Here is a 20,217-nt window from a genome sequence, read left to right on the forward strand (position 1 = left end):
AGGACGAGTGAGCCTGGTGGCTGCCCGGACCCCCGAGCGGACAGCCATCAGGCCTACTCATTTCTCCGAGGCTGCGGAGCGGTAATCTGAGCCCCATGTCTTTCGGATCGAGCACTGCCTCAGCATCTTCAGCCGCGGCAGCGAAGCTGCCGTTCGGCCGCCTGACGACGGCGATGATCACCCCGTTCCGGCCCGACGGCTCGCTCGATCTCGATGCTGCGCAGAAGGTGGCCACCTACCTGGTCGACCGCGGCAACGACGCACTCATCATCAACGGGACCACCGGCGAGGCGCCGACCACCTCGGACCAGGAGAAGGTCCAGCTGGTCAAGGCGGTGCTCGACGCGGTCGGTGACCGGGCCAAGGTGGTCGCCGGGGTCGGCACCAACGACACCGCGCACACGATCGAGTGCGCGAAGCAGGCCGAGGCCGCCGGTGCGGACGGTCTGCTGGTCGTGACGCCGTACTACAACAAGCCTCCGCAGGACGGGCTGCGCGCGCACTTCACCGCGGTCGCCGACGCCACCGGCCTGCCGATCCTGGTCTACGACATCCCCGGCCGGGCCGGTGTCGAGATCAAGACCGAGACCCTGATCGCGCTCGCCGAGCACCCGCGGATCGTCGCGGTGAAGGACGCCAAGGGCGACGTGGCCGGGGCCACCAAGGTGCTGGCGAACACCGATCTGTTCTACTACTGCGGTGCCGACGAGTTGAATCTCGCCTGGCTCGCGATCGGTGCGGTCGGCGTCGCCAGCGTCGTCGCGCATGTCGCGAGTGAGCCGTACCGGCAGCTGATCGACGCCGTGGTGGCCGGCGACCTCGCCACCGCACAGAAGATCGATCGACGGATGGTGCCCGCCGTCGAGGCGATCATGACCAGGACCCAGGGCGCCATCATGGTGAAGGCCGCGCTCAAGCTGGCCGGCGTCATCGAGCACGCGACACTCAGGTCGCCGTTGGTTGAGGCGACCGCCGAGCAAGTGGACTGGCTCACCACCGACCTCAAGACGGCAGGACTGATTGCATGAGCCATCCCCATCCAGATCTCGACGCGCCCGGACCACTGGCACCGGGCGCTTTGCGGGTGATCCCGCTCGGCGGCCTCGGCGAGGTCGGCCGCAATATGACGGTGTTCGAGTACGACGGGAAGCTGCTGGTCGTCGACTGCGGCGTACTGTTCCCGGACGAGAACCAGCCCGGTGTGGACCTGATCCTGCCGGACTTCCAGCCGATCCGGGACCGGCTGGACGACATCGTCGCCGTCGTTCTGACCCACGGCCACGAGGACCACATCGGCGGCCTGCCCTACCTGCTGCGCGAGCGGGGTGACATCCCGGTCATCGGCTCGCAGCTCACGCTCGCGCTGCTGGAGGGCAAGCTGAAGGAGCACCGGCACCGCAACGTGCCGCAGCAGACCGTGGTCGAGGGCGAGTCGCTCCAGATCGGCCCGTTCGTCTGCGAGTTCATCGCCGTCAACCACTCGATCCCGGACGCGCTGGCGGTGGCGATCAAGACGCCGGCCGGCCTGGTGCTGCACACCGGCGACTTCAAGATGGACCAGTTGCCGCTGGACAACCGGATCACCGACCTGCGCGCGTTCGCCCGGCTCGGCGAGGAGGGCGTGGACCTGTTCTGCGTCGACTCGACCAACTCCGAGGTGCCCGGTTTCACCACGCACGAGCGCGACATCGCGCCGGTGCTGGACGGCGTGTTCACCAAGGCGAAGAACCAGCGCATCATCGTCGCCTGTTTCGCCTCGCACGTGCACCGGGTCCAGCAGGTGATGGACGCGGCCGTGAAGCACCGTCGCAAGGTCGCGTACGTCGGCCGGTCGATGGTCCGCAACATGGGTGTGGCCCGTGATCTGGGCTTCCTGAACGTGCCCGGCGACACGCTGATCGACATGCGCGAGCTGGACAACTACCCGCCGGAGCAGGTCGTGCTGGTCTCGACCGGTTCCCAGGGCGAGCCGATGTCGGCGCTGTCCCGGATCGCCGCGAACGACCACCACGTCGTCCAGATCCAGTCGGGTGACACCGTCGTACTCGCGTCGTCCCTGATCCCGGGCAACGAGAACTCGGTCTACCGGGTGATCAACGGGCTGACCCGGCACGGCGCGAACGTGATCCACAAGGGCAACGCCCTGGTGCACGTCTCCGGTCACGCCAGCGCGGGCGAGTTGCTGTACTGCTACAACATCGTCAAGCCGCGCAATGTGATGCCGGTGCACGGCGAGATCCGGCACCTGCACGCGAACGCGGAGCTGGCCATCCAGACCGGCGTCCCGGCGGAGAACGTGGTCGTCGTGGAGGACGGCGTGGTGGTCGATCTGATCGATCGCAAGGCCGTCGTGGCCGGCAAGGTGGACTGCGGCTACGTGTTCGTGGACGGGTCCACGGTCGGCGACATCACCGAGACCTCGCTGAAGGACCGCCGGATTCTCGGCGACGAGGGTTTCATCTCGGTCATCGCCGTGATGGACTCTGTCACCGGCAAACTGACAGCCGGGCCGGAGATCCAGGCGCGCGGGTTCGCCGAGGACGACACTGTCTTCGACGACCTCAAGCCGAAGATCGAGGCAGAGATCGAGAAGGCGATCGGCGGCGGCGTGGACGACATGTACCAGCTGCAGCAGGTGATCCGCCGGGTGGTCGGCAAGTGGGTCAGTGACACCCACCGCCGCCGTCCGATGATCATCCCGGTCGTCGTCGAGAGCTGAACGGAACAACAGGGGAGAGAGGGGCCGGCGATGACGATCAGCGGTGTGAACGGTGCGGGTCAGCGCCGGCCCACGATGAAGGAGGTCGCGGCCCGGGCCGGGGTCGCGCTGAAGACGGTCTCCCGGGTGGTGAACGAGGAGCCGAACGTCAGCCCGGAGCTGACCGCCAAGGTCCAGGCCGCGATCAAGGAGCTCAACTACACCCCGAACGAGAGCGCCCGGATGCTGCGCCGGGGCAAGACCGGGACGATCGCGGTGGTCATCCGCGACATCGGTGACCCGTTCTTCGCCTCACTCGGCCGCGCGGTCGAGCTGTGGGCCCGGTCGTCCGGCTCGGTGGTGATGATCGGTCTGACCGACGAGGACCCGGACCGGGAGCGCGAGGTCTGCCTGGAGTTCGTCGCCCGCCGGCCGGACGCGCTCATCATGGCGCCGATCGGGGAGACCCAGGACTACCTCGCGCCACATGTCGACGCCGGTATGGCGGTTGTCACGATCGACCGTCCGGCGCACGGGATCGAGGCGGACGCCGTCCTGGCCGACAACGCCGGCGGGATCGACCAGGCGATCGACCACCTGGTCCGGCAGGGTCACCGGCGGATCGCGTACCTCGGTGACGACGAGCGGATCTTCACCGCCCGCGAACGCGTCGTCGCCTACCGGGCCGCGATGGCCCGGCACCGGATCGAGGTGGACGAGGACCTGGTCCACCTGTCCGAGCCGACGACCGAGGGCATCGGCATCACGCTGTCCGCCGTACTGGATCGTCCGGAGCCGGCCACGGCGTTGCTGTCGGCAAACAACATGACGACGGCCGAGGTGCTGCGCGGTCTCGCCGGCCGGCGGGACAAGGTCGCGCTGGTCTCGTTCGACGATCTCGCCCTCGGCGATCTGCTCAGCCCCGGGCTCACCGCGGTCGCGCAGTCGGCCGACGTGATGGCCCGGACGGCGATCCAGCTGATGACCGAGCGCCTTCCGGAGCCGCACCGCCCGGGCCGGACCGTCCGGGTCCCGGTGAAGCTCACCATCCGCGGGTCAGGCGAGATCCCTCCGCCCGGCTAACGCCCCAGTTGCGTCGCCAGTGGGCAGTCGAACGGATCCCGGGCCTTGAGCCCGACGTTGTTCAGATAGTCGACGACGATCCGGTACGACGCGAACAGTCCGACCTCGGTGTAGGCGACGCCATGCAGTTCGCAGTACTCGCGCACGATCGGCCGGACCCGCTTGAGGGTGGGCCGGGGCATGCTCGGGAACAGGTGGTGCTCGATCTGGTAGTTCAGCCCGCCCATCGCGAAGTCGACCAGGACGCCGCCGCGGATGTTGCGTGACGTCAGCACCTGGCGGCGGAGGAAGTCGAGCTTCATACCGGCCGGGACGAGCGGCATGCCCTTGTGGTTCGGCGCGAACGAGGCACCAAGGCAGAGACCGAACACCGCGAGCTGCAGCCCGAGGAAGGCACTGGCCTTCCCGGCCGGCAGCAGTAGATACAGGGCAGCCACATAGCCGACGATCCGCGACACCACGATCGCGGCCTCGACGCGGTCCAGCCGGTTCGCGTCGCGGCGGAGCACGTGCCGCACGCTCGACGCATGCAGGCCGAGCCCTTCCAGCGTCAGGAGCGGGAAGAAGAGCCAGCCCTGGCGCGCGGCGATCCATTGGCCCAGTCGCCCGCGCTTCGCGACCGCATCCGGGTGGAAGGCGATGGCGTCGAGCTGGACGTCAGGATCCTTGTCGATCTGGTTCGGTGCGCTGTGGTGCCGGGAATGCTTGGACCGCCACCAGGTGACGCTCATGCCGGCGATCGCGCCCGCCAGGATGCGTGCCAGCCAGTCGTTGCGGGCCGCCGAGTCGAAGACCTGCCGATGCGCGCTGTCGTGGCTGAGGAACGCGACCTGGACGAGAACGAGCGCGAGCGCACCGGCCAGCAACAGCTGGTACCAGGAGTCGCCGACCAGGACCATGCCCGCGGCGATGGCCAAGAGCGCCGTGAGAACCAGGCCGAGCCGGGTGAAGTAGTAAGCCCGACGGCGTCGCAGCAGGCCGAGTTCTCGCACGGTCTGAAGGAGGTCGGTGTAGAGACTGACGTACCGTTGCTGGGTGCCCAGGGCGTGCTGTGTCATTCGTCCTCCAGTGTGCACCGGTCGAGATGCGCCACCGGGACCGAGGCAGCCGCCACCTCATCATGGGGGATCAGGACCAAGCGATCGTGAAGCCGGGCCTGCGGTCAGATGGCCCGGCGAGGTCGGCTTGGCAAAGCGCCGTTCACTTCCGGTAGAGCTCGACGAGCGGGCACTGGAAGGGGTCGCGGGCGCGGAGGCCGACGTTGTTCAGGTAGTCGATGACGATCCGGTACGACGAGAACAGGCCGACCTCGGTGTACTTGACGTCGTGCAGCTCGCAGTACTCGCGCACGATCGGCTGGACCTGCTTCAGGGTCGGCCGGGGCATGCTCGGGAACAGGTGGTGCTCGATCTGGTAGTTGAGGCCGCCGAGAGCGAAGTCGACCATCACGCCGCCGCGGATGTTGCGCGACATCAGCACCTGGCGTCGCAGGAAGTCGAGCTTCATCGTGGCCGGCACGAGTGGCATGCCCTTGTGGTTCGGGGCGAACGACGCGCCGAGGCAGATCCCGAACACGGCCAGCTGGAGCCCGAGGAAGGCGCCGGCCTTGCCGATCGGCAACAGGAGCAACAGCACCGCGAGATAGCCGCCGAGCCGGGTCAGGATGATCGCGGCCTCGATCCGCTCCACGGTGGACGCGGACCGGCGGAGCAGATGGCGCAGGCTCGAGACGTACAGGTTCAGGCCCTCCAGGGTGAGCAGCGGGAAGAACAGCCAGCCCTGGCGGCGGGTGAGCCAGCCGCCCAAACCCTGGCGTTCGGTGAAGCCCGCAGGCGTGAACGCCACGACTCCGGCGCCGATGTCGGGGTCGCGATCCAGCTGGTTCGGCGCCTGGTGGTGGCGGCTGTGCTTGGAACGCCACCAGCTCGCGCTCATCCCGACGAGCCCACCGGCCAGCAGTCGTGCGGTCCAGTCGTTCCACGCCGCGGAGTCGAAGATCTGCCGGTGCGCGCTGTCGTGACTGAGGAACGCGACCTGTGTGAGGACCAGCGCCAGCGCGCCGGCCATCAGGAGCTGGAACCAGGAGTTGCCGAGCAGGCCGAAACCGACCCAGACTCCCGCGAAGGCGGCGATCACCAGGCCGATACGGGTCCAGTAGTAGCCGTGGCGCCGGCGGAGCAGTCCGAGCTCACGGACGGTCCGCGAGAGGTCGGTGTAGAGATTCGCGTACCGCTGTTGCGGCCGCTGCGGATGATCTTCGTCCGCGACGAGCTGTGACATGAAAACGCCCCGCTCCGGAGTGCATCGGTCGATGCGCCACCGGGTCCAGGGCAGCGCCACGAGAAAGTGGCTGTTACCGTCAACGGAACCACGGCCGACTGGTACGCGCAAGCCGTCGTCCAGCTAGCGAGTCAGCAGCTCGGACGTGTCGAGACTGCCGTCGAGTACGCCGTGCGCCACCGCGCTCAACCGCTGGCCTGAACCTCGTGCGTACGAGCGCATCGCGGTGAACGCGTCACCTGTACTCAGTCCGGCTCGCTCGGCCAGCATGCCCTTCGCCTGCTCGATCACGATCCTGCTGTTGAGGGCGTGCTGGAGCTGCTCGGCCAGCTCTTGCTGCCCGCGGTGCCGCCGCTCGTGGAGGAGGCCGATCGTCGCGATGTCGGAGAGCGCCTGGCCGAGGGCGAGGTCCTCGTCGGTGAGTGGTTCCGTACTGGACCGGAAGAGGTTGAGCGCGCCGATCACCTGCCCGCGAAGGCGCAACGGCACCGCATGGGCCGAGGCGTATCCGCCGGCCGCTGCCGCCGCGGCGAACTCGGGCCACCGTCGCAGGTCGGTGTTGACGACCGGCGCACCGATCCGGAAACACTCCGGGCACGGGCCTTCGTTCTGCTGGAGTTCGAACAGTTCCAGCAACTCGACCTGGTCGTCCGACGACGCCATCACCTGCAGGACGCCGTTCCCGTCGGCCAGCATCAGCCCGGCGGCGTCGACGTCCAGCAACTCGACACTGACCTCGGCCAGGGTGCGGAGGAAGTCGACCACGTCGAACTCGTCGACCAGCGTGTCGGCCAGCTCGATGAAGACCTGCGTGATCCGGTGTTCGCGACTCATCTCCGTCCGTTCCTCCGGTCGTTCCATTGTGCTCGCTCGCGGGCGGATTCGGTCCCAGTTCGCCCGGTCGTCACCTGACCGTCATCGGGGCAGCGCACCTTCGGACCATGAACCTGAGCCGCCGCCAGCTCCTGGCCGCATCCACCGTCGCCGGCGCATCCCTCGCAGTACCCGGGGTAGCCGCCGCGACACCGAATCTTGTCCGCCGGGACCGGCCCGGGCTGCCGTCCGGGATCATGTCCGGTGACGTTACCGCGAACTCGGCCGTCGTCTGGTCCCGGACCGATCGCCGCGCCCGCGTGGTGGTCGACCTGACCAGCCACGGCCGGTTCGACCGGGCGATCCGGCTGCGCGGTCCGGTCACCGGCCCGGACGACGACTTCACCGCGCAACTGCCGCTGAAGGGCCTGCGCCCGGGCCAGCGCTACGACTACCGGATTTCGTTCGAGGACTCCGACGGCCGCCGCGGCCAGTCGCTCGAGGGTTCGTTCAGTACGCCGGGACGCAACCGCGGACTGTCGTTCGTGTGGACGGGCGACACCGCGGGGCAGGGGTACGGCATCAACCCCGAGCTCGGTGGCATGGCGGCGTACAAGGCGATGCATGAGACCCGGCCGGACTTCTTCCTGCACTCCGGGGACAACATCTACGCCGACGGCCCGATCGCGGCCGAGGTGAAGGTTGCCGACGGCACCGTGTGGAAGAACGTGGTGACCGAGGAGGTCTCGAAGGTCGCCGAGACGCTGGCCGAGTACCGCGGCCGGTACAAGTACAACCTGCTCGACGACAACGTCCGGGCGCTGTACGCCGACGTACCGATCATCAGCCAGTGGGACGACCACGAGACGGTCAACAACTGGTACCCGGGCGAGATCCTGGCCGACGACCGCTACACCGAGAAGCGGGTCGACGTGCTCGCGGCCCGGGCGCGGAAGGCATTCCTGGAGTACCTGCCGATGGAGCACACGGCCGGTCGCGGCCGGATCTACCGCAAGGTGAGCTACGGCCCGCTGGTCGACATCTTCTGCCTGGACATGCGGACCTACCGCGACGCCAACCCGAAGCCCGGTGTCGCCGGCGAGGTCGCGATCCTCGGCGCGGAGCAGGCCGAGTGGCTGGTCCGCGAGGTGGCCAGGTCGAAGGCGACCTGGAAGGTGATCGCCAGTGACATGCCCATCGGCCTGCTGGTCCCGGACGGCACCGAGATCGAGGCGGTCGCCAACGGTCTGCCTGGTGCGCCCGGCGGTCGCGAGCACGAGCTGGCCTGGGTCCTGAGCCAGTTCAAGCGGCGCAAGATCCGGAACACGATCTGGCTGACCGCGGACGTGCACTACTGCGCCGCCCACCACTACGACCCGTCGCGCGCGGCCTTCACCGACTTCGACCCGTTCTGGGAGCTCGTCGCCGGGCCGATCAACGCGGGCACGTTCGGGCCGAACTCGCTGGACTCGACGTTCGGGCCGAAGGTCGAGTTCGTCAAGGCGGCCGACTTCCCGAACCAGCCGCCGAGCGGCGGCAACCAGTTCTTCGGCCATGTCGACATCGACCCGCGGACCGGCGTCTTCACCGCGTCGTTGCGCGACCTCTACGGCACGGTCCTCTGGACCAAGGACATCCACCCGGCCCGCCACTGAGGGTCCGTCGTACTCACCCGGCCCCGGCGCCTGCGCGGGATGCCGCCCACCGGGGCCGGGTGGGTACGACGCTCAACCTTTGAAGAACTCCAGTGCGTGCTGGGCGACCGCCGCCGGCTGGTCGTCGACGACGAAGTGAGACGCCCCGTCGACCGTCTCGATGCGCAGGTCGTCGACGTACGGCTCGTAGCCGTGGAGGAACTCGGCCCGCACGTTCGGGTCGTCCGAACCGACGAGAACCAGGGTCCGCGTCGTCAGTCGCTGATCCCGGTACTTGCCGCGCAGCATCTTCATCCCCTCGGGCTGTATGAAGTGGCGGTACAACGCGGAACCCGCTCGAGCGCGGGCCGGCTCGCGTAGCCGCTCGGCGAAGATCTCGACGTCCTCATCCGACATGCCGGTCGAGACGTCGCGCAACAGATAGCGCGCCAGCCCGGCGCGCAGCGCCCTCGGACCGATCCCCGGCACGGGCACCACCAGGTTGAACCAGGCGTGGCGAAGAAGGCTGCGCACCATGGCTCCGTCGAAGTCGATGTTCGGCGGTGGGATCGCGATCGACACGTGGTCGCGGACGCGGTCCGGATGTTTCAGACACAGCGGGTAGGCGACGATCCCGGACCAGTCGTGCGTCAGCAGATGGACCCGGTCTAGCTCCAGGGCATCGAGCAGCCCGAGCAGGTCGGCGAGCAACTGGTCGCCGGTGTAGCCGTCGCGCGGCGCGTCGGTCCAGCCGGCACCACGCAGGTCGGGGCAGATCACACGGTAGTGCTGAGCGACCGTGGGAATGACGTCACGCCACTCCCACCAGTGCTGCGGAAAACCGTGGAGCATCAGGACAGGCTCGCCGCTGCCGGCTTCGGTCACATGCATCCGTAGTCCAGGCAGATCGACGAAGGTGTGGGTCACCCCATCGAGTGTTGGAAGCATGGTTCGACGGTACTACGAACATAGTGCGATGTCACTATGTCTATAGTGACGACATGACGCCAACGCGTGCTCGCGCCCTGGACGCCGCCATCGAGTTACTCGGCACCGAGGGATTGCGAGCCCTGACCCATGCCCGCGTCGACGACAAGGCCGGCCTCCCGAAGGGCTCGACCTCGAACTACTTCCGTACCCGGGCGGCCCTGCTGACCGGGGTGGTCGACTGGATCACCGAGAGCGAGAGCCAGGCGCTCGGCACCGCGTTCAGCCCGGCCACGGCCGACGAGTTCGTCGACACCATGTGCGGGCTGTTCGACTACATCACCCGGATCAACCGGGTGCGGACCACCGCCCGGCTGATCCTGTTCCTCGAGGGCAGTCACGATCCGGTCATTCGCGAGGCGTTGTCCCGCGGCCGCGAGGTGATGGAGTCGACTGCCACCGCCGCGCTGGCCGAGCTCGGCGCGCCCAACCCGCGCGAGGCCGCCCGGGCGATCGCGGCCGCCTCGGAGGGACTGATCCTGCACCGGATCGCCCGCCACGACGACGTCGATCCGAGACCCACCTATGAGCTGCTGCTCAAGGTTGCACTCGCTGGTTAGGTTTGTCCGCATGACCTATCCGGAGAGCCGCCGCGACGATGTGGTCGAGACGCTGCACGGGCACCAGATCGCCGATCCGTACCGCTGGCTGGAAGACCCCGACTCACCCGATACCGTCGACTGGGTCCGCAGGCAGAACGAGTTCACCGAGGCGGAGCTGTCCGGGTACGCGGAGCGGGAGTGGTTCCAGCGCACCATGTCCGCGATCCTGGCCCGGCCGCGGGCCGGCGTACCGGCGCGGAAGTCCGGCTGGTACTTCGTCGGCCGGAACGACGGCACGCAGGCGCAGGACGTCGTGTACGTCGCCGAGTCCCTCGACGAACTGCTCTCCGCCGGCCGGGTGCTGATCGACCCGAACACGCTGTCCGCCGACGGCACCGACTCGCTGGGGTCGTTCACGGTCAGCCCTGACGGCAAGTACTTCGCGTACGGCATCAACGAGAGCGGCAGCGACTGGACGACGTTCCGGCTGCTCGACATCGCCACTGCCACTCCGGTGGACGACGCGGTGACGGAGGCCAAGTTCTGCGAGGCCACCTGGTTGCCGGACAGTTCGGCGTACCTCTATCTGCACTACCCGGCGAGTGGTCGCAGTGAGGGCACCGAGACGAAGACGCTGTCCGGCGGCCGGCTGATGCTGCACAAGGTCGGTACGCCGCAGTCCGAGGACGAGCTGGTGCTGAGCTTCCCGGACAACGACCGCTACTTCATCACGCCCGAGGTGTCCGAGGACGACCGCTATCTCGTCGTCCACATCACCGAAGGCACCGACCCGGCCACCCGGCTGTGGGTCTTCCCGATCACGTCCGACGGACTCGGCGAGCCGGTCAAGGTGGTGGACTGGTTCGCCGACGAGATCGCGTTCGTGCGGATGTCCGGGGATCAGCTGGTACTGCGGACAGATCGTGACGCTCCGCGTGGTCGCGTCGTGCTCGCCTCGCTCGATGGGCAGTTCACTGACCTCATCCCGGAGGGTTCGGACACCTTGCAGGCGGTCCGCGGTACGGCTGCCGGGCTGGCCACGTTGACGCTCGTGGATGCGCAGCCGCTGCTGACGCTGTACGCGCTCGACGGCTCCGATGCACGTGTCGTCGATGCACCGGGCGGGGGAGTGGTTGGCCTCAACGCCTCACCGGAGCACGACGAGCTCTTCGTCGGCCTGTCGACCGCCACCGACCCGACGCTGTCGTACGTCGTCTCGGCCTCGTCCGGCGCCGTCCGCGCGCTGCCCGAACTCGTCCGCGGGGCGGGCGGGTTCACGTCGCCGGCGATCACCGTCGAGCGGCGGCTCGAGCCCGGTCGCGAGGTGCCGTACTTCGTCATCACCCGCTCCGACCTGGACTTCTCGTCACCACGTCCGACCATGCTCTACGGGTACGGCGGCTTCCGCATCCCGATCCTGGCCGAGTACCGGCCGGGCTGGCCGGCGTGGCTGGCGGCAGGTGGCGTGCTGGTGATCGCGAACCTGCGCGGCGGTGGCGAGTACGGCAGCGACTGGCACGAAGCCGGACGGCTGAAGAACAAGCAGAACGTCTTCGACGACTTCATCGCCGTGGCAGAGCACCTGCGGGACACCGGCGTGACCACTCCGTCGCAGCTGGCCATTCACGGCCGCAGCAACGGCGGTCTGCTGGTCGGTGCGGCGATGACGCAGCGCCCGGACCTGTTCGCGGTCGCCCTGCCGGGCGTCGGCGTCATGGACATGTTGCGGTTCCACCTGTTCACAGTGGGAGCCGCGTGGGCCTCCGACTTCGGGCACCCGGACGACGCCGCGCAGTTCGAGGATCTGCTGGCCTACTCGCCGCTGCACCGGTTGCGCGATGGTACGGCGTACCCGGCCACTCTCGTGGTCACCGGTGACCACGACGACCGGGTGGTGCCGCTGCACAGTCACAAGTTCATCGCCGCGTTGCAGCATGCCCAGTCCTCTTCCGTACCTGTCTTGACCCGCATCGAGGTCAACACCGGCCACGGCTTCGGAAAGCCTGCCGCGATGGTCGCGTCCGAATGGGCGGACCTACTGGCGTTCGCTGCTCACCACGTAGGTCTTGTTCCTCCTGAGCAGTAGGAGGGGAGGGTCACCAGATCCGCGGGGCCTGGAGGTCGCGCGGGTCGTCGGCCGGCTGACAGCCGTGCGCGGACTCCTCGTACTCCGACCGCGGTCCGCTGGTGGCCAGCGTCCGTACGGCGTTGACGAGCCGGTCGACGTGCTCACGCGTCGTACCGAGGCCGAGGCTCGCCCGGACGGCCGTGCCGTGCTCGGGGGAGTCGGCGAGCAGGTGACCGACCAGCGGGTGCGCACAGAACTTGCCGTCGCGGACACCGATCCCGTACTCCGCGCTCAGCGCCGCGGACACCAGGGTCGAGGTCAGCCCGGCGACGGTGAAACACACCGTGCCGACCCGGTCCGCCTCCTGGCCGAAGATCGAGTACGTCGTGACGCCGGGAATCTGTGCGAGACCGGTACGGAGCCGGGCGAGCAAGCTGCGCTCGTGTTGCTCGATCGCGTCCCGGTGCTTGCTGATCGCCGCACAGGCCGAGGCCAGCGCGATGGCGCCGATGACGTTGGGGGATCCGCCCTCGTGCCGGGCCGGTCCGGTCGCCCAGACCACCAGGTCGTCGGTGACCGCCGTGGTGGCGCCGCCGCCGTAAAGGTAGGGCTCAGCGGCGTCCAGCCAGTCCGCGCGGCCGATCAGGGCGCCGGCGCCGTACGGGGCGTAGAGCTTGTGGCCGGACAGGGCGACCCAGTCGACGTCGAGCGTGGCGATGTCGACCGGCCGGTGCGGGGCGAGCTGCGCGGCATCGAGGCAGACCCGGGCACCGTGGGCCTTGGCCACGGCAGCGATCTCCGCGATCGGGAAGATCTCGCCGGTGACGTTCGACGCACCGGTGACGACGACGAGCCGCGGACCCTCGGGCGCTTCGCGCAGGGCATCGGCGACGCTGCTCACGGCCTCGTTCGGGGAGCTCGGCGCTTTGAGACGCACGGTCCGCTCGGCCGGCCAGGGGAGGAGCGCGGCGTGGTGCTCGGACTCGAACACGATCACGGTCGCGTCCGCGGGTACGGCGTGGGAGAGCAGGTTGAGCGCGTCGGTCGTCTGCCGGGTGAAGATCACCTGGTCGTCCTGACGGGCGCCGACGAAGCCGTGCACCTCGGCGCGCGCCCGCTCGTACCACTGGGTGGTGATGCGGGACGCGTAGCCGTTGCCGCGGTGCACCGACGCGTAGGACGGCAGTGCCGCCTCGACGCTGGCGCGGACCGACTCCAGACACGGCGCGCTGGCGCCGTGGTCGAAGTTGGCGTAGTCGGTGACCCGGCCGTCGGCCAGTGGGACCAGCAGGTCCGACCCGACCGTGGCGGGGATGGTGCCGGTGGCGAGCCGGGCGACCGTCGGTCGCGGCGTCGTCGTACTGGCAGGCTCGAGGATGGAGAGAATCGACATGGTGCTGCTCCCAGGAAGTCCGCGCTTGCCGAACGGGGTATCCGCACGGCCTGGTCTTCACCCGGGGCACCCCACCGCGGAGGAGGGTTGCCGGCCAGCGAGCCGGGGCTTGACGCTGGCACTCATGACCTGTCGAAGACGGTAACGAACGGGATACGGAGAACGCCAGTGGCTATCTCATGTGGTGAGATAGTCGAACACATCGTGAGACAAGTGAGGAACGCATGACCTGGAGAGCACCTGCCGTCGACCGACCGGACGGCTCGCTGACCGCGCCTGAACGCAAGCTTCTCCAGGGATATCTGGACTTCTATCGCACCACTTTGCTGTTCAAGTGCGCCGGCCTGACCGCTTCCGAGTTGGCCGAGCGGCCGTCCCCGCCGTCGAACCTCTCGCTGCTCGGGCTGATCCGGCACCTGACCAAGGTCGAGCGGATCTGGTTCCGGATCCACTTCGCCACCGAGCCCGCCGACCCGGTGTTTCCGCTGGAACTGGGTAAGGACGCGGACTTCGAGCTGATCGATCCGGCCGAGGCGCAGGCGGCGTACGAGGGATTGATCACGGAGTGGAAGCTGTCCGACGAGGCCGCGGCCGGGCGCTCGCTGGACGCCCGGTTCACCTTCAAGGGCAGGGAGTCGACGCTCCGGATGATCTACATCCATCTGATCGGCGAGTACGCCCGGCACTGCGGGCACGCCGATCTCGTCCGCGAACAACTGGACGGGACCACCGGCGCCTGACCGCCGGCGCCTCGTCCGGATTGTTGCCTAAGGCGACGACCTCCTGGTCTCCTAGGCCCTGGCCATGCCGTTCACGCTCGCCCACCCCGCCGCGGTCCTGCCCCTCATCCGGCGCCCGCTGATCGCATCGGCCTTGGTGGCAGGAGCTGTGGCGCCCGACCTGCTGTACCTGGACCCGATCTACCACCTCGCCACCCAGCAGATCCATGGCAACCTGACCCTGACGCTCACCCACAAGTTCTCGTCGGCGTTCTGGCTCGACCCCGCGATCGCGCTGATCCTGCTGGCAGCCTTCCATCTGGTCGTCAGGCGGCCACTCGCGGCCCTGGCACCACCAAGCCTTGCCAGCCGCTTCCCGGCACCACCACGCCCAACGCCCACCGTCCTCGTCTGGACCGTGATCTCCGCCATCCTCGGCGCCTTCACTCACGTGCTCTGGGACTCGTTCACCCACGGCGACGGCTACTTCGTCCGGCGTTTCCCCGACTTCTTCCGCGCCGAGGTGACCGCGACCTGGGACGTCAACCGGATCCTCCAGTACGTCAGCACCGTCGTCGGCTGTGTGATCCTCGCCATCTGGCTCTGCCGCTGGTACCGGCGCACCTCGCCGGTGAACCCGACGAACCAGGTCCCGCCTTGGGTGCGGTACGTCGTACTCGCCGGAGTGCTTGCCCTGGGTGTGGCCGGAGCCTCCGTTCAGTTGAGCGGGGCCGACGACCTGGCCGGCGAGACCGCCGTACGACTGGTGCTGACAGGTCTCGTCTTCGGCGGACTGGCGGCCGTCGGGTGGTACGTCGCGGTTTGGCATTTAGTCCGGTGGCGGCGCCGTGACGCTACGGATGGGGCAGTGTGATCGGCGTGTGACACGTGTGACTCGAGAGGTAATCGGGGTAGCCTGCTAAGCATGGCGACCCGCACGTCTTCCCCGGCGCGGGCGCAGAAGTCGGCAGCCAACCGGCCGAGTACGGCACGGTCGGCTGCTGGTGGACGCTCCCGTCCGTCAGGCGCCCAGAAGCGTGGGCAGAGCGCGAAGCGCGGTGGATCCACCGCCGCGCGGACCAGCACGCCCAAAAACAGCGGACCGGGCCCGTTCGCGGCCGCCATGATCGCCGTCGGGCGCGGCATCGTGAAGATCTGGATCGGGATCGCGCACCTGCTCGGCAGCATGGTCCGCGGGATCGGCAACGGCGCCCGCGACCTCGACCCCGAGCACCGCCGCGACGGCGGTGGCCTGTTCCTGATCGGCCTGGCGGTCGTGGTGGCCGCCGCCATCTGGTGGGACCTCCCGGGGGCTGTCGGCAAGGGCATCCGGACCGTCGTCGGCGGCAGCGTCGGCATGCTCGGCTGGGCCGTCCCGCTGATGCTCCTGTTCATCGCGCTGCGCACTCTGCGCCACCCGGACCGCAACGGCCCGGCCGGCCGGCAGGTGATCGGCTGGACCGCCGTCTCGCTCGGCGTGCTCGGCCTGGTCCACATCGCCAACGGCCTACCGCGTCCCGGCAACCCGGCCGACGCTCCGCTCCAGGACGCCGGTGGCGCCATCGGGTACGTCGTCTCCTCACTCCTGTCCGACCTGCTGACTCAGTACGTGGCCGCACCGCTGCTGGTGCTGCTGTCGATCTTCGGCGCTCTGGTGATCACCGGTACGCCGGTCTACGCGATCCCACTCCGCGTCCGCGCGGCGTTCGACGTACTGATGGGACGTACGGCGCTGCCCGAGGACGCACCGTCCGTCGTGGCCGCACCGACCGACGACACCGTGCGACTGACCCGCAAGGAGCGTCGGGCCAAGGCAGCCGCCGCTCTGGATGAGGACGGCGAGCCCACCATCAAGCCGTACGACTCGCCGGTGCTCGAGGGGCGTGAGCTCACCAAGCGTGGCCGCAAGTCCAAGGCCGCCGCTGTCCCCGAAGAGGACGCGTACGACGTCGACACGGATGCGGCCGCTGGAGCCGGGGCTACGGGTCCCGGCATCGCCGCCGGTGCCGGCGGCGGTCCCAGCAAGTCGGAGCCCGCGGCCGAGCCGCCTCCGCACACGCCGATCCCGCAGCGGGTCGAGCAGCTCAGCCTGTCCGGCGACATCACGTACACGCTGCCCGACGGGCAGATGCTCAAGCCGGGCTCGGTCCACAAGGCCCGGACCAAGGCGTCCGATGCGGTGGTCGACCGGCTGACCGAGGTGTTCGAGCAGTTCGGCATCGACGCACAGATCACCGGCTACACCCGTGGACCGACGGTCACCCGATACGAGGTCGAGCTCGGCTCGGCGGTGAAGGTCGAGAAGGTCACCGCCCTGAGCAAGAACATCGCGTACGCGGTGGCCTCGGCCGACGTGCGGATCCTGTCGCCGATCCCGGGCAAGTCCGCGATCGGCATCGAGATCCCGAACACCGACAAGGAGATCGTCAGCCTCGGCGACGTCATTCGGAGCGCAACGGCTCGCAACGACCATCACCCGATGGTGGCCGGCCTCGGCAAGGACGTCGAAGGCGGCTTCGTGGTCGCGAACATGGCGAAGATGCCGCACCTGCTGGTCGCGGGTGCGACCGGTTCGGGCAAGTCGGTGTTCGTCAACTCGCTGATCACCTCGATCCTGATGCGGGCCACGCCGGACGAGGTGCGGATGATCCTGGTCGACCCCAAGCGGGTCGAGCTGAACAGCTACGAGGGCATCCCGCACCTGATCACGCCGATCATCACCAACGCCAAGAAGGCGGCCGAGGCGCTGCAGTGGGTCGTCCGCGAGATGGACATGCGGTACGACGACCTGGCCGCGTTCGGGTTCCGGCACGTCGACGACTTCAACAAGGCGGTCCGTGGCGGCAAGGTGAAGCCACCGCCGGGCAGTGAGCGCGTGCTGACGCCGTACCCGTACCTGCTGGTGATCGTCGACGAGCTCGCCGACCTGATGATGGTCGCCCCGCGCGACGTCGAGGACTCGATCGTCCGGATCACCCAGCTCGCCCGTGCGGCCGGTATCCACCTGGTGCTGGCCACCCAGCGACCGTCGGTGGACGTCGTCACCGGTCTGATCAAGGCGAACGTCCCGTCGAGGCTGGCGTTCGCCACCTCGTCGCTCGCCGACAGCCGGGTCATCCTGGATCAGCCGGGTGCGGAGAAGCTGGTCGGCCAGGGCGATGGCCTGTTCCTGCCGATGGGCGCGAGCAAGCCGATGCGTATCCAGGGTGCCTGGGTTACCGAGAACGAGATCCACGCGATCGTCGAACACTGCAAGGAGCAGCTGCAGCCGACGTACCGCGAGGACGTCACCGCCGTGGCCGGGCCGAGCAAGGACCTCGACGACGAGATCGGCGACGACCTCGACCTGGTCGTGCAGGCGGCCGAACTGATCGTTTCCACGCAGTTCGGCTCCACGTCGATGCTGCAGCGTAAGCTCCGGGTCGGTTTCGCCAAGGCGGGCCGGCTGATGGACATCCTGGAGAGCCGGGGCGTGGTCGGACCGAGCGAGGGTTCCAAGGCCCGCGACGTACTGGTGAAACCCGACGACCTAGAGGACTTCATCGCCACCCTGCGAGGAGAGTGACGTGCCCACCCCTTGGAAGCCCCGCAACCCCGAGGCCCCCATCGCACCCGCCGTCCCGCCCCTAGGTGCCGTCACCCCTGCCCCATCCCACCGGCACCTTCGCGCCGCACCCCACCAGGACCTCCCAGTTCCACCCCAGCAGGACCGGTACTTTCCCGCCCCACGCCCTCAGCGCCGGCTCCTTCTCGCCTCACAGCACCAGGACCGGTTGCTTCCCGCCGCACTCTGTCAGCACCGGTTCCCTTCCGCCCCGCAGCACCGGGATCGGATGCTTCCCGCCCCGCAGCACTCCGGCGCCACCGCCCTCGGCTCAGCCGCGGAGTCGCCGTGCAGCGCCATCAACCCCGCCTCATCTCGCCAGCACCTTCCCGCCCCACAGCACCCGTACCGGTTCCGTCCCGCCCCACAGCACTCCGGCGCCGCCGTCCTCCGCTCAGCCGCGGAACGGCCGGATGGCGCCGACTCCCGCCTGATTGGGCGGCCGCTGATTGGGCAAGGAGTATGACTGTGACTGCTGCTAGTGCTCAGCCCAGGGAAGACCGCTTCGAGCTTGAACCTGAGCCCGTACCGTTCACCGTGCATGCCTCCCAGAAGGTGCACGGCGGGCTCGCCCTCGGCTCCGCGCTGGTCGCCGTCGGCTTCGCCGCGTCCGCATCCACCAGTCCGACCGGCGTACTGCGCTGGATCGCCGCAGCCGCGTTCGCCGTACTGGCGCTGGTCTGCGCGCGAGCACTGACGGTCGGGGACATGCTGGTGGCCGACGACGTCGGGATCCGGCTGCGGATCGGCAGCGAGTGGATCGGAACCCGTTGGGAGGACATCGACCAGGTGACGGTGCTGAAGCGCCGGCACCTGCTGGACGACGGCAGGATCGCCGTCCATCTGCAGGATCCGGGCCCGATCCTGGGCGCGATGCCGAGTTCGACTCGCAAGACAACTGATGCGAACCGTCGGTTGACCGGCTCGTCGCTCGCGGTACCGTTCGGGTTGACGGCCCGGCCGTCGGACGGGGAAGTGGTGCAGGCTCTGCATATGCTGGCGGATGCCAGGTGTCCGGTCAGGGAACAACTCTGACTCGTCCGTGACCCCGTCGCACCAAGGCCGTTGAGTTGATGTCGACGGTCCAGCCGCCGGCGATTCGATGTCGACGGTCCGCCAAATAGTCGGGCGATGGAGAGGACGGTGGGGACGTGAGCATCGGCAGCGAGCTCACGGCGGCCCGCGAACGGGCCGACATGACGATCGAGCAGTTGAGCGCCGCAACCCGGATCAGAACCGGCCTGCTCGTCGCCATGGAGGCCGACGACTTCTCCCGCTGCGGTGGCAACTTCTACGCCCGCGGTCACATCCGCGCGATCGCTCGCGTGGTGAAGGCCGACCCGGCGCCACTACTCGCCACCTTCGACGCCGAGCACGCCGTCGAGGAGGACAAGTCCCGCCGCGAGGAACGTGCCGCGATCAAGGGCCCGACCCTCCACCCGGCCCGCCCGCGCTGGGCCGTCGTGGTCGGCGCGATCCTGGTCGGCCTGATGGGCTGGGGCATGGTCCGCCTCTTCACCGTGCCCAGCGACGTCGAGGCGAACGCCTCCAAGACCGCCGCCGCGACGCCGGTCGTCACCACCGTGACCCCCAAGGCGACCCCCACGCCAACCACCAAACCCACCACCAGCAAGCCTGCCAAACCCCCGGTCCCGACCAAGACCAAGCTCACCCTGCACGCCAAGGGCGACGGCTCCTACGTCACCGTCCGGGACAAGAAGGGCAAGCGCCTCTTCCAGGGCCTCCTCGGCACCGGCACCACCCAAACCATCACCGCCACCGGCGACATCCGCGTCTCCGTAGGCGTCCCCGCCAACCTCTCCATCACCGTCAACGGCCACACCCACTCCACCAAGCTCTACCGCTTCACCGCCCACCCCAACGGCACCCTCACCAAACCCGAGTAGCCCCACCCACCTGCCCAACAGCCAGTTTTGTCGGCCTGCCACCCATCACGGCTCCCGGTTGAGACCGACCGCTGGCTTGTACTCCAACACCCACAGCCGGTACCGCCAGGACCGCGTGTAGAGGCGTGTGAGATGTGGCGGTGAGTTAGGTGGGAAAGTGGGCGGCGCGTCATACTCGGGGTGATGACTACGACACCCACCACCGTCGCCCTGGTCACGCTGGGCTGTGCTCGCAACGATGTCGACTCCGAGGAACTGGCCGGCCGGCTCGAAGCCGGTGGATTCCGGTTGGTCGAGGACGCCGCCGAAGCAGACACCGTGGTGGTGAACACCTGTGGGTTCGTCGAAGCCGCCAAGAAGGACTCCGTCGACACGCTCCTCGCGGCCGCCGACTACAAGGAAGCCGGCCGCACCCAGGCCGTCGTCGCAGTCGGCTGCCTCGCCGAGCGGTACGGCGAACAGCTCGCCGAAGCCCTCCCCGAAACCGAC

Annotated in this window: 16 protein-coding genes, 1 pseudogene and 1 riboswitch; of the genes and pseudogenes, 12 read left to right on the top strand and 5 right to left on the bottom strand. The window is 68.7% G+C overall.

Annotation, left to right across the window (positions count from 1 at the left end; all coding sequences use genetic code 11):
* Positions 1–95 precede the first annotated feature (95 nt).
* The 3 genes from dapA to ACGFIF_RS04325 are packed head-to-tail and all read left to right on the top strand — an operon-like array spanning position 96 to position 3,781.
* Entirely contained in the window at positions 96–1,028 is a 933-nt protein-coding gene (dapA, locus tag ACGFIF_RS04315) for a 4-hydroxy-tetrahydrodipicolinate synthase (RefSeq protein WP_393151291.1), read from the top strand.
* Positions 1,025–2,719, top strand: coding sequence for a ribonuclease J (locus ACGFIF_RS04320; protein WP_393151293.1), 1,695 nt, complete (start codon positions 1,025–1,027; stop codon positions 2,717–2,719). The genes dapA and ACGFIF_RS04320 overlap by 4 nt, the downstream gene beginning before the upstream one ends.
* A 30-nt stretch (positions 2,720–2,749) precedes the next feature.
* Positions 2,750–3,781: a LacI family DNA-binding transcriptional regulator gene (locus tag ACGFIF_RS04325; RefSeq protein ID WP_393151295.1), complete on the top strand. Its 1,032-nt coding sequence runs from the start codon at positions 2,750–2,752 to the stop codon at positions 3,779–3,781.
* On the opposite strand, the gene ACGFIF_RS04330 is transcribed toward ACGFIF_RS04325, so the two are convergent.
* The 3 genes from ACGFIF_RS04330 to ACGFIF_RS04340 form a co-directional block, all read right to left on the bottom strand.
* Positions 3,778–4,839, bottom strand: coding sequence for a fatty acid desaturase family protein (locus ACGFIF_RS04330; RefSeq protein ID WP_393151297.1), 1,062 nt, complete (start codon positions 4,837–4,839; stop codon positions 3,778–3,780). The genes ACGFIF_RS04325 and ACGFIF_RS04330 overlap by 4 nt on opposite strands.
* A gap of 142 nt (positions 4,840–4,981) precedes the next feature.
* Positions 4,982–6,061, bottom strand: coding sequence for a fatty acid desaturase family protein (locus ACGFIF_RS04335; RefSeq protein ID WP_393151299.1), 1,080 nt, complete (start codon positions 6,059–6,061; stop codon positions 4,982–4,984).
* Between the two features lie 123 nt (positions 6,062–6,184).
* Entirely contained in the window at positions 6,185–6,895 is a 711-nt protein-coding gene (locus ACGFIF_RS04340) for a GAF domain-containing protein (protein ID WP_393151301.1), read from the bottom strand.
* Between the two features lie 107 nt (positions 6,896–7,002).
* Between ACGFIF_RS04340 and ACGFIF_RS04345 the strand changes: the two genes are divergently transcribed.
* Positions 7,003–8,529 carry an alkaline phosphatase D family protein gene (locus ACGFIF_RS04345; RefSeq protein ID WP_393151303.1) on the top strand — a complete coding sequence of 509 codons (1,527 nt, stop codon included), beginning with the start codon at positions 7,003–7,005 and terminating at the stop codon, positions 8,527–8,529.
* A 72-nt stretch (positions 8,530–8,601) separates the two neighbouring features.
* Here ACGFIF_RS04345 and ACGFIF_RS04350 read toward each other — a convergent pair whose 3' ends face one another.
* On the bottom strand, positions 8,602–9,456 hold the full coding sequence (locus ACGFIF_RS04350; RefSeq protein WP_393151305.1) for an alpha/beta fold hydrolase: 855 nt from the start codon (positions 9,454–9,456) through the stop codon (positions 8,602–8,604).
* Between the two features lie 53 nt (positions 9,457–9,509).
* On the opposite strand from ACGFIF_RS04350, the gene ACGFIF_RS04355 reads away from it, so the two are divergent.
* Positions 9,510–10,055, top strand: coding sequence for a TetR/AcrR family transcriptional regulator (locus tag ACGFIF_RS04355; protein WP_393151307.1), 546 nt, complete (start codon positions 9,510–9,512; stop codon positions 10,053–10,055).
* Positions 10,056–10,065: 10 nt separating this feature from the next.
* Complete coding sequence (locus tag ACGFIF_RS04360) at positions 10,066–12,123, top strand: prolyl oligopeptidase family protein (protein WP_393151309.1); 2,058 nt, start codon at positions 10,066–10,068, stop codon at positions 12,121–12,123.
* Positions 12,124–12,133: 10 nt separating this feature from the next.
* Here ACGFIF_RS04360 and ACGFIF_RS04365 read toward each other — a convergent pair whose 3' ends face one another.
* Positions 12,134–13,498 carry an aminotransferase class V-fold PLP-dependent enzyme gene (locus ACGFIF_RS04365; RefSeq protein WP_393151311.1) on the bottom strand — a complete coding sequence of 455 codons (1,365 nt, stop codon included), beginning with the start codon at positions 13,496–13,498 and terminating at the stop codon, positions 12,134–12,136.
* 16 nt (positions 13,499–13,514) lie between these two features.
* Positions 13,515–13,628, bottom strand: a riboswitch (SAM riboswitch).
* Positions 13,629–13,722: 94 nt separating this feature from the next.
* Between ACGFIF_RS04365 and ACGFIF_RS04370 the strand changes: the two genes are divergently transcribed.
* The 6 genes and pseudogenes from ACGFIF_RS04370 to ACGFIF_RS04395 all read left to right on the top strand — a co-directional run.
* Complete coding sequence (locus ACGFIF_RS04370; protein WP_393151313.1) at positions 13,723–14,238, top strand: DinB family protein; 516 nt, start codon at positions 13,723–13,725, stop codon at positions 14,236–14,238.
* A 64-nt stretch (positions 14,239–14,302) separates the two neighbouring features.
* Entirely contained in the window at positions 14,303–15,091 is a 789-nt protein-coding gene (locus ACGFIF_RS04375) for a DUF4184 family protein (protein ID WP_393151315.1), read from the top strand.
* A 51-nt stretch (positions 15,092–15,142) separates the two neighbouring features.
* Positions 15,143–17,782 (top strand): DNA translocase FtsK 4TM domain-containing protein, encoded by a 2,640-nt coding sequence (locus tag ACGFIF_RS04380; RefSeq protein WP_393151317.1) that lies wholly within the window; start codon positions 15,143–15,145, stop codon positions 17,780–17,782.
* A 501-nt stretch (positions 17,783–18,283) separates the two neighbouring features.
* Positions 18,284–18,856 (top strand): hypothetical protein, encoded by a 573-nt coding sequence (locus ACGFIF_RS04385; protein WP_393151319.1) that lies wholly within the window; start codon positions 18,284–18,286, stop codon positions 18,854–18,856.
* A 116-nt stretch (positions 18,857–18,972) separates the two neighbouring features.
* Positions 18,973–19,728 carry a RodZ domain-containing protein gene (locus tag ACGFIF_RS04390; RefSeq protein ID WP_393151321.1) on the top strand — a complete coding sequence of 252 codons (756 nt, stop codon included), beginning with the start codon at positions 18,973–18,975 and terminating at the stop codon, positions 19,726–19,728.
* A 183-nt stretch (positions 19,729–19,911) separates the two neighbouring features.
* Positions 19,912–20,214, top strand: a pseudogene (locus tag ACGFIF_RS04395) (MiaB/RimO family radical SAM methylthiotransferase); the annotation flags it as partial.
* Positions 20,215–20,217: the final 3 nt, after the last annotated feature.

Source organism: Kribbella sp. NPDC049174, from assembly GCF_043197365.1.
Taxonomy (GTDB): Bacteria; Actinomycetota; Actinomycetes; order Propionibacteriales; family Kribbellaceae; genus Kribbella.

What these genes read in the sequence shown, in the direction of transcription:
- dapA (WP_393151291.1), top strand. Translation starts at nt 96, where the DNA reads ATGTCTTTCGGATCGAGCACTGCCTCAGCATCTTCAGCCGCGGCAGCG.
- ACGFIF_RS04320 (WP_393151293.1), top strand. Translation starts at nt 1,025, where the DNA reads ATGAGCCATCCCCATCCAGATCTCGACGCGCCCGGACCACTGGCACCG.
- ACGFIF_RS04325 (WP_393151295.1), top strand. Translation starts at nt 2,750, where the DNA reads ATGACGATCAGCGGTGTGAACGGTGCGGGTCAGCGCCGGCCCACGATG.
- ACGFIF_RS04330 (WP_393151297.1), bottom strand. Translation starts at nt 4,839, where the DNA reads ATGACACAGCACGCCCTGGGCACCCAGCAACGGTACGTCAGTCTCTAC.
- ACGFIF_RS04335 (WP_393151299.1), bottom strand. Translation starts at nt 6,061, where the DNA reads ATGTCACAGCTCGTCGCGGACGAAGATCATCCGCAGCGGCCGCAACAG.
- ACGFIF_RS04340 (WP_393151301.1), bottom strand. Translation starts at nt 6,895, where the DNA reads ATGAGTCGCGAACACCGGATCACGCAGGTCTTCATCGAGCTGGCCGAC.
- ACGFIF_RS04345 (WP_393151303.1), top strand. Translation starts at nt 7,003, where the DNA reads ATGAACCTGAGCCGCCGCCAGCTCCTGGCCGCATCCACCGTCGCCGGC.
- ACGFIF_RS04350 (WP_393151305.1), bottom strand. Translation starts at nt 9,456, where the DNA reads ATGCTTCCAACACTCGATGGGGTGACCCACACCTTCGTCGATCTGCCT.
- ACGFIF_RS04355 (WP_393151307.1), top strand. Translation starts at nt 9,510, where the DNA reads ATGACGCCAACGCGTGCTCGCGCCCTGGACGCCGCCATCGAGTTACTC.
- ACGFIF_RS04360 (WP_393151309.1), top strand. Translation starts at nt 10,066, where the DNA reads ATGACCTATCCGGAGAGCCGCCGCGACGATGTGGTCGAGACGCTGCAC.
- ACGFIF_RS04365 (WP_393151311.1), bottom strand. Translation starts at nt 13,498, where the DNA reads ATGTCGATTCTCTCCATCCTCGAGCCTGCCAGTACGACGACGCCGCGA.
- ACGFIF_RS04370 (WP_393151313.1), top strand. Translation starts at nt 13,723, where the DNA reads ATGACCTGGAGAGCACCTGCCGTCGACCGACCGGACGGCTCGCTGACC.
- ACGFIF_RS04375 (WP_393151315.1), top strand. Translation starts at nt 14,303, where the DNA reads ATGCCGTTCACGCTCGCCCACCCCGCCGCGGTCCTGCCCCTCATCCGG.
- ACGFIF_RS04380 (WP_393151317.1), top strand. Translation starts at nt 15,143, where the DNA reads ATGGCGACCCGCACGTCTTCCCCGGCGCGGGCGCAGAAGTCGGCAGCC.
- ACGFIF_RS04385 (WP_393151319.1), top strand. Translation starts at nt 18,284, where the DNA reads ATGACTGTGACTGCTGCTAGTGCTCAGCCCAGGGAAGACCGCTTCGAG.